The 14,172-nt window shown below is 67.1% G+C and carries 16 protein-coding genes; 11 read left to right on the plus strand and 5 right to left on the minus strand.

The annotated features are described in order from the left end of the window. Positions 1-67: 67 nt before the first annotated feature. From QRO95_RS05260 to QRO95_RS05270, 3 genes are read left to right on the plus strand one after another with little or no spacing between them, the layout of a single operon-like run. Positions 68-973 carry a ScpA family protein gene (locus tag QRO95_RS05260; protein WP_006456456.1) on the plus strand — a complete coding sequence of 302 codons (906 nt, stop codon included), beginning with the start codon at positions 68-70 and terminating at the stop codon, positions 971-973. Positions 974-986: 13 nt separating this feature from the next. Continuing rightward, positions 987-1,862 (plus strand): SMC-Scp complex subunit ScpB, encoded by an 876-nt coding sequence (gene scpB / locus QRO95_RS05265; RefSeq protein ID WP_285301847.1) that lies wholly within the window; start codon positions 987-989, stop codon positions 1,860-1,862. Beyond that, positions 1,855-3,504, plus strand: a complete 1,650-nt coding sequence (locus QRO95_RS05270; protein ID WP_049401107.1) for a pseudouridine synthase — start codon at positions 1,855-1,857, stop codon at positions 3,502-3,504. The genes scpB and QRO95_RS05270 overlap by 8 nt, the downstream gene beginning before the upstream one ends. A gap of 117 nt (positions 3,505-3,621) precedes the next feature. On the opposite strand, the gene QRO95_RS05275 is transcribed toward QRO95_RS05270, so the two are convergent. Then, positions 3,622-4,410, minus strand: coding sequence for a helix-turn-helix transcriptional regulator (locus QRO95_RS05275; protein WP_071229736.1), 789 nt, complete (start codon positions 4,408-4,410; stop codon positions 3,622-3,624). A gap of 90 nt (positions 4,411-4,500) precedes the next feature. On the opposite strand from QRO95_RS05275, the gene QRO95_RS05280 reads away from it, so the two are divergent. Continuing rightward, on the plus strand, positions 4,501-5,649 hold the full coding sequence (locus QRO95_RS05280; protein ID WP_285301850.1) for an MFS transporter: 1,149 nt from the start codon (positions 4,501-4,503) through the stop codon (positions 5,647-5,649). A gap of 84 nt (positions 5,650-5,733) precedes the next feature. On the opposite strand, the gene QRO95_RS05285 is transcribed toward QRO95_RS05280, so the two are convergent. Continuing rightward, positions 5,734-6,141 (minus strand): hypothetical protein, encoded by a 408-nt coding sequence (locus tag QRO95_RS05285; protein ID WP_010486702.1) that lies wholly within the window; start codon positions 6,139-6,141, stop codon positions 5,734-5,736. A 352-nt stretch (positions 6,142-6,493) separates the two neighbouring features. On the opposite strand from QRO95_RS05285, the gene QRO95_RS05290 reads away from it, so the two are divergent. Then, entirely contained in the window at positions 6,494-6,787 is a 294-nt protein-coding gene (locus QRO95_RS05290) for a hypothetical protein (RefSeq protein ID WP_285301851.1), read from the plus strand. Here the strand turns inward: QRO95_RS05290 and QRO95_RS05295 are convergent. The 3 genes from QRO95_RS05295 to QRO95_RS05305 all read right to left on the minus strand — a co-directional run bounded on the left by QRO95_RS05295 (position 6,774) and on the right by QRO95_RS05305 (position 9,281). After that, on the minus strand, positions 6,774-7,208 hold the full coding sequence (locus QRO95_RS05295) for a hypothetical protein (RefSeq protein WP_032129781.1): 435 nt from the start codon (positions 7,206-7,208) through the stop codon (positions 6,774-6,776). The genes QRO95_RS05290 and QRO95_RS05295 overlap by 14 nt on opposite strands. Positions 7,209-7,311: 103 nt before the next feature. Continuing rightward, complete coding sequence (locus QRO95_RS05300) at positions 7,312-8,118, minus strand: amidohydrolase (RefSeq protein WP_125894435.1); 807 nt, start codon at positions 8,116-8,118, stop codon at positions 7,312-7,314. A 14-nt stretch (positions 8,119-8,132) separates the two neighbouring features. After that, positions 8,133-9,281 carry a pyridoxal phosphate-dependent aminotransferase gene (locus tag QRO95_RS05305; RefSeq protein WP_032129783.1) on the minus strand — a complete coding sequence of 383 codons (1,149 nt, stop codon included), beginning with the start codon at positions 9,279-9,281 and terminating at the stop codon, positions 8,133-8,135. 187 nt (positions 9,282-9,468) lie between these two features. On the opposite strand from QRO95_RS05305, the gene ccmA reads away from it, so the two are divergent. Genes ccmA through QRO95_RS05335 form a run of 6 tightly spaced genes read left to right on the plus strand, consistent with a single transcriptional unit; the run spans position 9,469 to position 14,167 of the window. Then, positions 9,469-10,098: a heme ABC exporter ATP-binding protein CcmA gene (gene ccmA / locus QRO95_RS05310; RefSeq protein WP_032129784.1), complete on the plus strand. Its 630-nt coding sequence runs from the start codon at positions 9,469-9,471 to the stop codon at positions 10,096-10,098. Next, the gene (ccmB, locus tag QRO95_RS05315) at positions 10,095-10,790 is read left to right on the plus strand and encodes a heme exporter protein CcmB (RefSeq protein ID WP_032129785.1); all 696 of its coding nucleotides are present in this window, start codon (positions 10,095-10,097) and stop codon (positions 10,788-10,790) included. Before ccmA ends, ccmB begins: the two co-directional genes overlap by 4 nt. A 43-nt stretch (positions 10,791-10,833) precedes the next feature. Further along, positions 10,834-11,604 (plus strand): heme ABC transporter permease CcmC, encoded by a 771-nt coding sequence (gene ccmC, locus QRO95_RS05320; RefSeq protein WP_049460760.1) that lies wholly within the window; start codon positions 10,834-10,836, stop codon positions 11,602-11,604. Beyond that, positions 11,601-11,789 (plus strand): heme exporter protein CcmD, encoded by a 189-nt coding sequence (locus QRO95_RS05325; RefSeq protein WP_032129786.1) that lies wholly within the window; start codon positions 11,601-11,603, stop codon positions 11,787-11,789. Before ccmC ends, QRO95_RS05325 begins: the two co-directional genes overlap by 4 nt. Continuing rightward, positions 11,786-12,247 carry a cytochrome c maturation protein CcmE gene (gene ccmE, locus QRO95_RS05330; RefSeq protein ID WP_032129787.1) on the plus strand — a complete coding sequence of 154 codons (462 nt, stop codon included), beginning with the start codon at positions 11,786-11,788 and terminating at the stop codon, positions 12,245-12,247. The genes QRO95_RS05325 and ccmE overlap by 4 nt, the downstream gene beginning before the upstream one ends. Then, a complete protein-coding gene (locus QRO95_RS05335; protein WP_071229731.1) occupies positions 12,248-14,167 on the plus strand; it encodes a heme lyase CcmF/NrfE family subunit in 1,920 nt (639 codons plus the stop codon). Positions 14,168-14,172 lie beyond the last annotated feature (5 nt).

The raw sequence follows: 14,172 nt of genomic DNA on the forward strand, positions 1-14,172 counted from the left end.
GCTCCGTGGCGTTGGCCCGGCGAACCCGGTGCCGCGACTGGTCCGTTGCAATCCTGATGTCCATTAGATGACTTCCGAACTCGCGCTCGACGCGAACCCGCCAACCCGGCCGCCCGCCCCCCAGCAGCAGGAAATGCCGCTGGCCGTGGTGCATGGGCAACCGGTCCTGCAGATTCCGCAGGACCTGTACATTCCGCCGGACGCGCTGGAAGTCATCCTGGATGCCTTCGAAGGCCCGCTGGACCTGCTGCTGTACCTGATCCGCCGCCAGAACCTGGATGTCCTGGACATTCCCGTCGCCGAGATCACCCGGCAGTATGTGGAATACATCACCGTGATGCGCGAGCTGCGCTTCGAGCTGGCCGCCGAGTACCTGGTGATGGCCGCGATCCTGGCCGAGGTGAAGTCGCGCATGCTGCTGCCGCGCCCGGTCAGCGAGGAAGGCGATGAAGCCGACCCGCGCGCCGAGCTGGTGCGCCGGCTGCAGGAATACGAACGTTTCAAGCAGGCCGCCGAGGACATCGACGCCCTGCCCCGCCAGGACCGCGACACCAGCCTGGCCCATGCCTTCATGCCCGAACGCGCTACGGTGAAACTGCCGCCGCCGGTGGACCTGAAGGAGATGCTGCTGGCGCTGCACGACGTGCTCAAGCGCGCCGAGCTGTTCAGCGGCCACGCCATCAAGCGTGAGGCACTGAGCGTGCGGCAACGCATGGGCGAAGTGCTGGGACGCCTGGAAGATGGCAAGTTCTATCGTTTTGAAGGCTTGTTCACGGCCGAAGAAGGCAAGCTGGGCGTGCTGGTCACGTTCCTGGCGGTGCTGGAACTGGCCAAGGAACAGCTGCTGGACATCGTCCAGGAAGAACCGCTGGCGCCGATCTACGTGAAATCGCTGGCCGCCGGCAACACCAACGCCCCGCTGCAGTTCAGCAGCGAGTTCGACGACAACGACGCCGCCAATGCGGACGAGTGAGCGCTGACTGCCGATGGATCAATCGCTGATCGACCGCATTGTCGAGGGTGCGCTGTTGGCCTCCAGCCAGCCGCTCACCCTGGCCCAGCTGAAGGACCTGTTCCCGGAAGAGGAACCGGCACCGCCGGGCAGCATCGAACGCGCACTGGAACGGCTGCGCGAAGCCTGCGAAGGCCGCGGCGTGGAACTGGTCGAGGTCGCCTCCGGCTTCCGCTACCAGGTCACCGGCGAAGTGCATGGCTGGATCAGCCGGCTGTGGACCGAACGCAAGACCCGTTACACCCGCGCCACCCTGGAAACCCTGGCGCTGATCGCCTACCGGCAGCCGATCACCCGCGGCGAGATCGAGCAGGTGCGCGGCGTGGCGGTCAGCAGCAACATCATCCAGGCGCTGGAAGAACGCGAGTGGATCCGCGTGGTCGGCCACCGCGACGTACCCGGCAAGCCGGCGCTGTTCGGCACCACCAAGGGCTTCCTGGATTATTTCGGCCTGAAGCGATTGGATGAGCTGCCGCCACTGTCGGAACTGAAGGACCTGGGCGAGCTGGAACCCCAGCTGTCCCTGGACCGCGATGCACCGGCGGCGGCAAGCGCCGATGGCCCTGACCTCTCGGCCGGCGCCGAAGGCGCTGCCGCAAACGATGATGCCGGCCAGGCCGGCAGTGACACCCCTGATTCCGTCGATGCAGCCCCTGCGTCGGCCTCCGATGAGCAAGCACCTTCGCCCTTCGATGATGGGCACCCCGATTCCGCGCCGGGCGAGCGCGCGGTGCCAGTGAACGAACGCGAAGACAACGCCGTCGCGATGACGACCGTGGCTGTTGACCAAGCCGATTCCGAACCAGAGGCCGACCTCGAAACCGTCGGCCGGAGCAAAACTGATGAGTGACACCCCTCGCAAGCTGTCGTTGAACAAGCTCTCGCTCAAGCGCGAAGCCACCTCCGAACAGTTCAAGTTGGAAGAACGCCTGCACAAGGTGCTGGCACAGGCCGGCCTTGGCTCGCGCCGCGCGCTGGAACAGCGCATCGCCGAAGGCCTGGTCAAGGTCAACGGTGAAGTCGCGCAGACCGGCATGTCGGTCAAGAGCGGCGACAAGATCGAACTGGATGGCCGTGGCTTCGTCGCCACCGCCCTGGCCGAGCCGTCGCGCGTGCTGGTCTACAACAAGCCGGAAGGCGAAGTGACCACCCGCGATGATCCGGAAGGCCGCCCGACCGTGTTCGAATCACTGCCGCCGCTGAAGGGCGCGCGCTGGATCGCGATCGGCCGCCTCGACATCAACACCACCGGCCTGCTGCTGGCCACCACCGACGGTGAACTGGCCAACGCCATGATGCACCCGTCGTTCGAGGTCGAGCGCGAATACGTGGTGCGCGTGCGCGCGCCGGAAGGCGAGGAAAAGGTCTCCGACGCCATCGTCGACCGCCTCACCCGTGGCGTCGCGCTGGAAGACGGTCCGGCCAAGTTCGACGAGATCGAACGCATCGGCGGCACCGACTCGCACGACTGGTTCCGCGTCGTGGTGAAGGAAGGCCGCAACCGCGAAGTGCGTCGCCTGTGGGAGTCGCAGGGCTGCCAGGTCAGCCGCCTGAAGCGCACCCGCTACGGCAAGGTGAGCCTGCCGCGCGAACTGGCCCGTGGCCATTCAGTGGAACTGGGCACCGCGCAGGTGGAAGCCCTGCGTGCGCAGCTGAAGCTGGAAGAAGGCGCACCGTCGGCACTGACCCTGCAGCCGGTGATCGGCCAGCGCCGTGCCGCCAAGACCACCGTGCGCGTGCGCGAAGGTGGCCGCGGCAACGCCTACGTCAACGGTCACAACACCGCTGACGAAGGCCGCGAGCTGCGTCGTTTCGACAACGTCCGCGAAGACCGCGGCCGTGGTCGCGGCGGCAAGGGCGGCGGCTTCAAGGGCGGCCTGACGGTCAGCGGCGAAGCGGCGGCCAAGCAGTCGCAGAAGCCGTTCAAGCAGCGTGCCCAGAAGAACGACCGTTCGCTGCCGGAAGGCAATCCGGCCGCGTTCCGCACCTGGTACGTGCCGGATGGCGTGAGCACCGGCCCGAGCGGCCATCGCAATGCCGGTCCGGGCGCACGTGGCCCGGGTGCCCGTGGTCCGGGCGCAGGCGGCCAGGGCCGTCCGTACGGCAAGCCGAAGGGTCCGGGTGCTGGCGCCGGTGGCGGCCAGGGCCGTGGCGGCTTCGGCGGTGAAGGCCGTGGCGGCGCAGGCGGCCAAGGTCGTCCGGCCGGCGCGGGCAACCGCTCGCAGGGCCAGGGCAACAAGCACCCGTACGGCCATCCGGGCAATGCCCCGAGCTTCCCGTCCGACCACGCCACCCCGGGCTTCAACCCGTATGGCAGCCCGAAGCCGGCGCAGGGCGCCCGTCCGGGCGGTCGCGGTCCGGGCGGTGGCAACAACCGTGGCCCGGGCGGTAATCGCGGTCCCGGTGGTCCGGGCGGCAACCGAGGCCCGGGCGGCCCCGGTGGCAACCGCGGTCCGGGCGGCCCGCGCCGCAGCGGCCCGCGCGGCGGCTGATCAGCGATCCGACTGAAATGAAAAACCCCAGCTCCGGCCGGGGTTTTTCTTTAAAAAGGGGACGGAGGGGATTAAGTCGTTTTTTGCCACGGCGTGTGTCGAAGGGGCGAAAGCGACTTAATCCCCTCCGTCCCCTTTTGCGTGGCGCTGGAACGCGGCGGGTGTGGTGCCGGTCATGCTGCGGAAGAAGGCGATGAACGGGCTCTCGGCGGAGAAGCCGGTGTCCTGCGCCACATGCGCGACGCGATGGCCGAGCAGCAGCAGCTCCATGGCCCGCATCAGGCGCCATTGCTGGCGCCAGGCCTGGTAGCTCATGCCGGTATCACGCTGCATTAGCCGGCCAACGGTACGCACGCTCAGGTCCGCACGCGCGGCCAATTCGCCCAGTTCGGGCGGCAACTGTTCGGCCAGCGGCAGACAACGTGCGATCCGCGGATCACGCGGCAGAGGCAGGTCCATCGGCGCCACCGGTGCAGCGACGATTTCCAGCACGCACAACGCCAGTTGATGGTGTGCGCGCGGCGACTGCCAGTCATGGTCGAACGGTGCCTGCGCGATCGGCTCCAGCAAGGCCTGCAGCAGCGGGCCCACGCCGATGATGGCCGGCTGGCGGGGCAGCTGGGCCGACAGGGTGGCATCGAAGTACAACGAACGGTAGTCGACCGCCTGGCGCATCTGCGCGCGATGGCGCAGCCCACCCGGAATCCACGCTGCGCGCGCGGGCGGCAGCAGGCTGATGCGATCACCGTAGGTCAGGCGCGTACAGCCCTGCCGGGTGTACAGCAGCTGCGCGCGCGCATGCTGGTGCCAACCCGAGTCGTGATCGGCCAATGAGGCCGCGATACCCAGCACCGGAGCGCCCCAGGCATCGGCGTCGAAGTGCGCATCAGGCTGCAACCAGGCCATGTCTGATTTCATGCATTCGATGACAGGATAGACAGAGTGCGCCATTGCGGACGCAATCACAATGCGCGGCCCTGTTCCTGGAGCGCCCGCATGTCGCGCCGCCTGTTGCTGCTCACCATTGCACTGCTGATGTTTCCGCAGTTGGCACAGACCCTGTACAGCCCGGCCCTGGCCGATCTGGCCGAACGCTTCGCCCTGCCGCCGAGTGCCGCCAGCCAGGCCATGAGCCTGTACCTGTTCGGCTTCGCTGCAGGCGTGCTGCTGTGGGGGCGCCTGGCCGATCGTATCGGTCGTCGCCCCGCCCTTCTCTGTGGCCTCGGCGTCTTCGCAGTGGCTGCACTGGGCGGGCTGATGGCTGGCAGCTTCGGCCAGGTGCTGCTGGCCCAGGCGTTGGCCGCAGTCGGCGCCGCCGCCGCTTCGGTGGTCACCCAGACCGTGCTGCGCGACCATCTGCAGGGGCCGGCATTGGCGCAGGCATTCTCCTGGATCGGCATGGCCCTCGCCCTGAGCCCGGCCATCGGTCTTGCACTGGGCACGCTGCTGGTCACCGCCAATGGCTATCTCGGCGTACAGTCCGGCCTGCTGCTGATAGCTGCCCTGCTGGCAGTCGCATGCCTGGCTGGCCTGCGCGAAAGCCGCCCTGCACATATCCCGCACACGCCCATGCTGCCGCTGCTGCGGGAACTGCTGCACGATCGCTGGATCTGGTCACACGCGTTGCTGGTGATGGCCTTCAACGTGGCGATGTACAGCTGGTATGCACTCGGCCCCTTCCTGTTTGCGCGCCTGCACTGGCCAGCCACCTGGTTCGGCGCCAGCGGCGCGGTGCTGGCATTGGGCTCGGCACTGGGCGCGTGGGGCAATGGCCGCCTGCTGCGTGCAGGCGTTGCCGCAACCACGCGCATCCGCATCGCCGCAGGCCTGGTTCTGACGGGAGGCCTGCTGGCCGCGCTGCTGCATGATCACCCTGCCCTGGTCGCGGCGATGGTGCCGGTGGTGACTGGCTTCGGCCTTGCCATTCCCAATGTGCTCGGCCAGGCCCTGCGCGGCTATCCACACTGTCTCGGCAGCGCAGGCGCGCTGTTCGGCCTGCTTTACTACCTGTTGATCGGCGCGGCAATGGCGTTGGTCGGTGCAGTGCAGCTGCTGGCACCGCCCCTCATCGTGTGTGGCCTGCTGGCCTTGTGGCTGCAGCGGGATCGGTCAGTCGACGGCGGAAGGCCTGACTGCCGATCGTAACGATGAAAGACTCGCTCCTGCTGCCACGCGGGCAGCAGGGGCCCCGAGGTCCCTGCCCCGGGGCCTGGATCAGCGAACAGCGGGTTACTGCACGTTGATCACTTCGTCCATCGGCGCGAGGAAGTTGCCAGGACTGTTGCGCGACGCCGAGATCACATAGGTTCCGGGTGTTGCGATGGTCGCGGTGCAATGGCGGATGGGCGTGGTGTTGCCACCGTCGTAATTGTCATTGGTACGGCACAGGAACTGACCATTGGCATAGACCGAGAAATTACTCGTTCCATCCACCTGGCCGCCGCCTGTGATGTAGATTTCCGACGGCGAGCCAGCCACACGCGGCAGGGTGCCGATCTCGAATCTGGCCGTCACCGGATGCGGCAACAGGCTAGGACACGGCACAACGAGTCCGCTGTCAGACAGGCAGACCTCGGCGTGGGCGATGGCGGGCGTGGCGATGAGGGCCACGAGCAGCACGGACGTTCTGAACTCCATTCCAGCGTCTCCAATGATCCCAGCAGAATCGCTGGGACGTCCCTGTTAGGCATTGCGGGGTTACTGCAGGGTCAAGGAAATGTAAATGCATGAGCGCCCACAGCATCGGATGGCCGCAGGATCCCCTGTGGGCGGCGCGTTTCACGCCTCCACTGCCGTTGGAACCCATGCCTGACCGATGACCTCATGTCGATGCAGGATGCTCACCGTCGCGCGGCACTTTTCCGGCGCGGATCGACGCTCACACCGCATGTTAGGAATTGCTGCAAACACAAGGCATTGTGCGCCACGCCCGGAATTCACATCAGGGCGCTGGCTATCGTGCGCGCTCTCCCACACCAGGCAGATGCCCATGATCACCATTACCGCCGAACAGGCACGCGCCAACGCCGATGCCGCCAAGCGCCCTATCGAACAGTTCTACCGCGACCTCGACAACTCGATCCAGATCGGCTCGGAGAATGGCCGCCGCTATCTCGTGTTCGGCTTCAGCCAGGTGATGGCCAGCGAGCAGCTCGTCGAAGACGTGACCGCACAACTGCTCAAGAATGGTTTCGGTGTCGAACGGTTGTTGAGCGATTCCGAACAGCACTACATCCGCATCAGCTGGAGATCTGCCGAGCCGTCGCGCCTCAGCGCCGGCTGAGGGTGAACGCGGTGCCGTCCACGCCCAGGTCCCAGCCCTTGCCGGTACCGGACAGGGCCAGCGAGATATCACCCTTGGTCATCACCTGTGCGTTACTGGACTTCACCGCACCGGCATGCGCGCCGACCGAGGCATAAGTACCCAGCAGTTCGTTGACGCTGACCGCGCCGGTGAAGCTGCCACGCCCGTTGGTGATCTTCGACTTGCCCACGGTCAGGCCGCCGCCCTTCATCTGGATGCGCACCGGCATGCTGGCGCCGTTGCTGCAGGTGACCGTGCCATTGCCGGAGGCGGTCTTGTAGATCAGCGACCAGCCGGAGAGGTTGTAGCGCAGCTCGCAGTCGAGGTTGCCGGCGGCGTGCGCGGCCGGGGCCAGGGATGCGGCGGACAGGGCCAGCAGCAGGGCGAAGGACGTGTTCATGGCAGGACTTCCAGTTCGGTCGGACTGGCGGCGAATCTAGCAGCGCGCGCGTGCACGTTGAATGCAGGCGCGCGTGCTGGTGCGGCGGCGTTCAGGCCATCGCTCAGGCCTGCTCGTCCAGGTGGAAGGCATCGGCATCAAGCATCGCCGGGAAGCGCGCACGGTGTGCGGCCAGCGCCTCGGCCGAGATGGTGGTGGTGACCACCTGTTCGCGCTCGCGGATTTCCACCTGTGGCTGGCCGAGGAAGTCGATCACCGCGCTGTCACCGGCGTAATGCAGCTGGTTGCCATCGACGCCGACACGGTTCACCGCGGCAACGAAGCACAGGTTCTCGATCGCACGTGCACGCAGCAGTGTCTTCCACGCATAGGCACGTGCCGACGGCCAGTTGGCGACGAAGATCTGCAGATCGAAATCCAGCTGCTGTGGACGTTCAACGTTGTAGCGGTTGCGGCAGAACACCGGGAAACGCAGGTCGTAGCAGACCTGCGGATTGATCCGCCAGCCCTTCCATTCCACGCTCAGGCGCTCGCGGCCGGCCGCATAGCGCTCGTGCTCGCCGCCATAGCGGAACAGGTGGCGCTTGTCGTAGTACTGCAGCTCGCCGTCGGGGGTGGCGAACAGCAGGCGGTTGTAGACGCCCTCGCCCTCGCGCAGCTGCACGCTGCCGATGACCGCCGCGTTCAAGGCCTTGGCCTGCTCGCGCACCCAGGCCACGGTCGGGCCGTCCATGCCTTCGGCCTGGGCGATGGCGTCGTTGGAGAAGCCACTGGTGAAGGTCTCCGGCAGGATCACCAGATCGGTGGTGCCGGCCAGCGGTGCCAGCAGCGCGCCGTAGTACTCACGGTTGCCCGCCGGGTCGTGCCAGCGGGTGTCGCCCTGAACGAGGGAAATGCGCAGGTCCTGCATGTTCAACCCTCCGCTCAGAGCAGGCGCAGGCGTTCGATCGCCGCGTCCATGGTCGCTTCGTTCTTGGCGAAGCACAGGCGCACCAGGCGCTGGCCGGCCGGCGGATTTTCGTAGAACGGCGACAGCGGAATGGCAGTGACGCCCTTCTCGATGGTCAGCCACTTCACGAACTCATGGTCCGGCAGGTCGCTGATGGCCGAGTAGTCGACCAACTGGAAGTAACCGCCCGGCACCGGCAGCGCCTTCAGCCGGGTGCTGGCCAGCTGTTCGCGGAAACGATCGCGCTTGGCCTGGTAGAACGCACCCAGCTCCAGGTGGTGTTCGGGCTCGTCGCGGATCATCGCGGCGAAGCCGTACTGCGCCGGGCCGAAGCTGGTGAAGGTGTTGTACTGGTGCACCTTGCGGAACTCGGCGGTCAGCGCCGGCGGGGCGATCGCATAGCCGATCTTCCAGCCAGTGCAGTGGTAGGTCTTGCCGAAACTGGAGATGACGAACGCGCGCTCGCGCAGTTCCGGGTAGCGCAGCGCCGACTCGTGGCGGCGACCGTCATAGATGATGTGTTCGTACACCTCATCGGAGATCAGGTAGATCTGCGTGCCGCGCAGCAGCTCGGCCAGCGCCTGCATGTCCTGCGCCGACAGCATCGCACCGGACGGATTGTGCGGGGTGTTGACGATCAGCATGCGGGTACGCGGGGTGATCGCCGCACGCACGCGGTCCCAGTCGACGGCGAAGGTCTGCGGATCCAGCGACACATGCACGGCCTTGGCGCCGGCCAGATCGATCGCCGGTTCATAGCAGTCATACGCCGGGTCGAGCACGATCACTTCCTCGCCCGCACGCACCACAGCGTGAATAGCGTTGAAGATGGCCTCGGTGCCGCCGCTGGTGACGGTGATTTCGCTGTCCGCGTCGACCTGCGCGCCGTAGCAGTCCAACGCCTTCTGCGCGATGGCCTGGCGCAGCGGCGCCACACCCGTCATCGGCGGGTACTGGTTCAGCCCGGCGGCCATCGCCCTGGCGGTTTCATCGATCAGGCGCTGCGGTGCGGAAAAGTCCGGGAACCCCTGACCGAGGTTGACTGCGCCGTGTTCGGCGGCGAGCTGGGACATCACGGTGAAGATCGTGGTACCGACCTTGGGCAGCTTGGTGGTGGGTTGCATCGGCCTGGGGATATGGGGAGACAGACCCCTGAGTTTACGCAATCCCTGCTTCGGTAGTGCCGGCCGCTGGCCGGCAACCCCAGGCAATCTGCGACGCTGGGTCGCACCTGCCGGTCAGCGGCCGGTACTACCCTGTGAATTCACCGCTACAATTGCCGCCGCACTCCGGCATGAAGACCTTTGCCCCTTGAACACCCCTGCATTGCTGGCCGCCAGCGGCCTGAGCTTTTCCCGCAATGACGAGCCGGTGTTCGGCCCGCTGGACTTCCATGTGGACGCCGGCGAAGCCCTGCTGGTTCAGGGCGGCAATGGCGCCGGCAAGACCACCCTGCTGCGCGTGCTGGCGGGCCTGGCCCGGCCTGGTGCCGGGCAGGTGCAGATCGATGGCAGGCCGGCCGGCAATGCCGAGCGCGCGCGTTACGTCGCCTACCTCAGCCACCTGCCCGCATTGAAGCCCGATCTGGACACGCTGGAGAACCTGCATTTCCTGTGTGGCCTGCACGGCCGTCGCGCACGGCAGATGCCGGGCAACGCGCTGGCCATCGTCGGCCTGGCCGGTTATGAGGACACTCTCGTTCGGCATCTGTCCGCCGGACAGAAGCGGCGGCTGGCACTGGCACGCATCTGGCTGTCACCGGCGCCGTTGTGGCTGCTCGACGAACCCTATGCCAACCTCGACCTGGAGGGCATCACCCTGGTCAACCGGATGATTTCCGCGCATCTGCGTGCCGGCGGCGCTGCACTGGTCACCACCCACGGCGCCTATGCCGCACCGCCGGTGCGTACCCGCCAGCTCGACCTGGGCGGTACCGCATGATCGCGCCAGGCACCGAACCGGGCCTGTGGCAGACCGCAGCGGCCCTGCTCAAGCGCGACCTGCGCCTGCTCTGGCGCCGCCGCGGCGATGCGCTGCAGCCGCTGCTGTTCGCGGTACTGGTGGTGGTGCTGTTCGCGCTCGCCCAGGGCCGCGAACCGCAACTACTGGCCGCCACCGCCGGCGCGGTGCTGTGGCTGGCCGTGCTGCTGGCCGGCCAGCTGTCACTGGATTCACTGTTCCGCTCCGATGCCGAAGACGGCTCGCTGGAGCAATGGTTGCTGGCGCCGGTGCCGCTGGCCTGGCTGGTGCTGGTGCGCGTGCTGCTGCACTGGGCCACCACTGCGCTGCCGCTGATCGTGGTCAGCCCGTTGCTGGCCGAAATGCTGCATCTGCCGCATGACCAGCTGCCGATGTTGCTGGCATCGTTGCTGCTGGGAACACCGTTGCTGAGCCTGATCGGTGGCGTGGTCGCTGCACTGACCGTAGGCATCCGGCGCTCTGGTATTCTCGTGGCGTTGCTGTCGTTGCCGCTGTACGTGCCGGTGCTGGTGTTCGGTGCAGGCAGCCTGGCAGCGGCGGGACGCGGACAGGATCCGGTCGGTGCGCTGCTGATGCTGGGCGCCGGCCTGCTGGTCGCGCTGGTGCTGGCGCCGTTGGCCACCGCCGCTGCAATACGTATTTCTCTGAGTTGACCGAGCTGAGAGCCAATCCACCCCTGCTGGATAGCCGCCACGCATGAATCCGATTGTCCGCTGGTTCCACCAACTCGGTTCGCCCCCCACGTTCGACCGATTCGCTGCCCGCTGGTCGCGGGTGTTCTACCTCGCGGCGGTGCCGGTGCTGCTGGTCGGCATGTGGCAGGCGCTGCTGGTGGTGCCGCCGGAAGCCAAGCAGCTGGACAGCTTCCGCATCCTCTACATCCACGTGCCCAGTGCCTGGATGAGCCTGTTCGTGTTCGCGCTGATGGCGTTGTATGCGGCCATCGCCCTGATCTGGCGGATCAAGGTCTGCGAGATCCTGGCCATGGCCTGCGCGCCGATGGGTGCCGGCTTCACCCTGATCACCCTGCTCACCGGCAGCATCTGGGGCAAGGGTACCTGGGGCACCTGGTGGGACTGGGACCCGCGCATGACCAGTGAGCTGGTGCTGCTGTTCCTGTACCTGGGCGTGATTGGCCTGTATCACGCCATCGAAGACCGCCGCAGCGCCGCACGCGCAGCCGGCCTGCTGGCCATCGTCGGAGTCAGCCTGCTGCCGGTGATCCGCTATTCGGTGGACTGGTGGGGCGGCCTGCACCAGCGCCAGTCGATCAACGTGTTCGGTGAATCGGCGATCAGCAGCGCGATGATCGCGCCACTGTGGTGGATGGTGATCGGCACCAAGTTCTGGTTCGCTGGTTCGGTGCTGGCCAAGGCCCGCGCCGACAATCTCGACCGCGAGGCCGGCAAGGCCTGGGTCGGTGGTCGCGTCGATGCCGCACGTGCGGCCGGGGAGGCCCAATCATGACCCACCTGCCCTATGTGATCGGCGCCTACGCCGTGTTCGTGCTGGTACTCGGCGCCGATGCCATCGGTTCGTGGCTGCGCCTGCGCGTGGCACGCCGGTTGGCGCTGGCACGCCAGCAGCGGCAGCAGACCCGCGCCGTCAAACAGGACGCTGCGGCGCCGCTGTCGACGGAGCTGGAACGATGACGCCGGTACAACGTCGCCGCCTGGTCTGGGTACTGCTGGCCCTGCTCGCCTCCGGCCTGGCCACCGCGCTGGTGGCGATGGCGCTGGAGCGCAACATCGCCTACCTGTACACGCCTTCGGAAGTGCTGCGCGGCGATGTCGATGCGCAGTCGCGGTTCCGCCTGGGCGGCATGGTGGTGAAGGGCTCCTTCAACCGCCCGGTCGGTTCGCTGGAAGCACGTTTTGAAGTGACCGACGGCGATGCCCAGCTGGCGGTGACCACGTCGCGGATCCTGCCGGACATGTTCGCCGAAGGCACCGCGGTGGTCGCCAGTGGCCGCCTGCAGGACGATGTGTTCGTCGCCGACGAGGTGCTGGCCAAGCACGATGAGAAGTACGTGCCCAAGGAAGTGGCCGACAAGATGGGCGACGCCCATCGCAAGCATGACGTGCCGGTGACGGCACCCGAGGTGCGCTGAGTGCTGCCCGAACTGGGTCAGATCCTGTTGTTGTGCGCGTTGCTGGCCTCACTGCTGCAGGCCGGCCTGCCGCTGGTCGGCGCGCATCGCGGCAACACGGCATGGATGGCGGTGGCACGGCCAGCCGCCTTCGCACAGCTGCTGCTGCTCGCCGGCGCCTTCGCGGTGCTCACCGCCGCATTCGTGCAGCAGGACTTTTCGGTGCGCTACGTGGCCGAGAACTCCAATTCGCTGCTGCCGATGATCTACCGCTACTCGGCGGTGTGGGGTGCGCACGAGGGATCACTGCTGATGTGGGCGCTGGTGCTGGCGCTGTGGACCGGCGCGGTGGCGCTGTTCTCGCGGCATCTGCCGGCACCGGTGCAGGCGCGTGTACTGGCGGTGATGGGCATCGTCAGCGTCGGATTCCTCGCCTTCCTGATCTTCACCTCCAACCCGTTCCTGCGCCTGAATCCGGCCCCGCTGGAAGGCCGTGATCTCAACCCGCTGCTGCAGGACCCGGGCCTGATCATCCATCCGCCGATGCTGTACATCGGTTACGTGGGCTTTGCTGTGCCGTTCGCGTTCGCGGTGGCGGCACTGCTGGAAGGCCGCGTCGACGCGCGCTGGCTGCGCTGGACGCGGCCGTGGACCAACGTCGCCTGGGGCTTCCTGACCCTGGGCATCGCGCTGGGCAGCTGGTGGGCGTATTACGAGCTGGGCTGGGGCGGCTGGTGGTTCTGGGACCCGGTGGAAAATGCCAGCTTCATGCCGTGGCTGGTCGGTGCGGCACTGATCCATTCGCAGGCGGTCACTGAGAAGCGCGGCACTTTCGGCAGCTGGACCCTGCTGCTGGCGATCGCGGCCTTCGCGCTGTCGCTGCTCGGCACCTTCCTGGTGCGCTCCGGTGTGCTGACCAGCGTGCATTCGTTCGCTGCAGATCCGTCGCGCGGCCTGTTCATCCTGGTGTTCCTGTCGGTGCTGGTCGGCGGCAGCCTGCTGCTGTACGCGCTGCGTGCCAGCCAGCTCAGCGTGGACGCCGACGATCCGCGCCGTGGCTTCACCGCCACCTCGCGCGAGACCCTGCTACTGGCCAACAACCTGCTGCTGGCCACCGCCTGCGCGATGGTGCTGCTCGGCACACTGTATCCGTTGCTGGCCGATGCACTGTCGCTGGGCAAGATCTCGGTCGGCCCGCCCTACTTCGGCAGCCTGTTCCTGCTGCTGATGGCACCGATGATCCTGCTGCTGCCGTTCGGCCCGCTGGTGAAGTGGCAACGCGACCAGCCCTCGCGCGCGTTCGCGCTGCTGGCACCCTGGCTGGGGCTGGCGGTGCTGCTGGGTGCGCTGGCCTGGTGGCAGGCGCCGCAGAACGGCTGGAAGGCCGGTCTCGGTGTCGCTGCCGCGGTCTGGGTCGGCTTCGGTACCGCACGCTTCGTCTGGCAGCGACTGCGCGGCAATGGCCGCTTCACCGCCGAAATGCTCGGCATGATCGTCGCCCATGCCGGCATCGCCGTGTTCCTGGCCGGTGCGCTGCTGGTGGAAGCCCTGAACGTACAGCGTGAAGTGGCGCTGGCACCGGGCCAACAGGTGGTGGTCGGCCGCCACGAGGTGCGCTTCGAGGGCGTGGACCATCGTGAAGGACCGAACTTCATCGCCGACCGCGGCCACCTGCGCGTGTTCCGCAACGGCCGCGAGCTGGCCCTGCTGCATCCGGAAAAGCGCCAGTACGCCAGCGGCGGCCAGGTGATGACCGAGGCCGGCATCGATGCACGCCTCGATGGTGATGTCTACGTGGCATTGGGCGAGCCGCTGGGCAACAATGCATGGGCGGTCCGGGTGCACATCAAGCCGTTCGTGCGCTGGATCTGGCTGGGCGCGCTGTTGATGGCCCTGGGCGGATTCATCACCGCCGCCGACCGCCGCTTCCGTCGTCCGTAGGAGTT

It is taken from the genome of Stenotrophomonas maltophilia group sp. Smal13, assembly GCF_030236855.1.
Taxonomy (GTDB): Bacteria; Pseudomonadota; Gammaproteobacteria; order Xanthomonadales; family Xanthomonadaceae; genus Stenotrophomonas; species Stenotrophomonas maltophilia_A.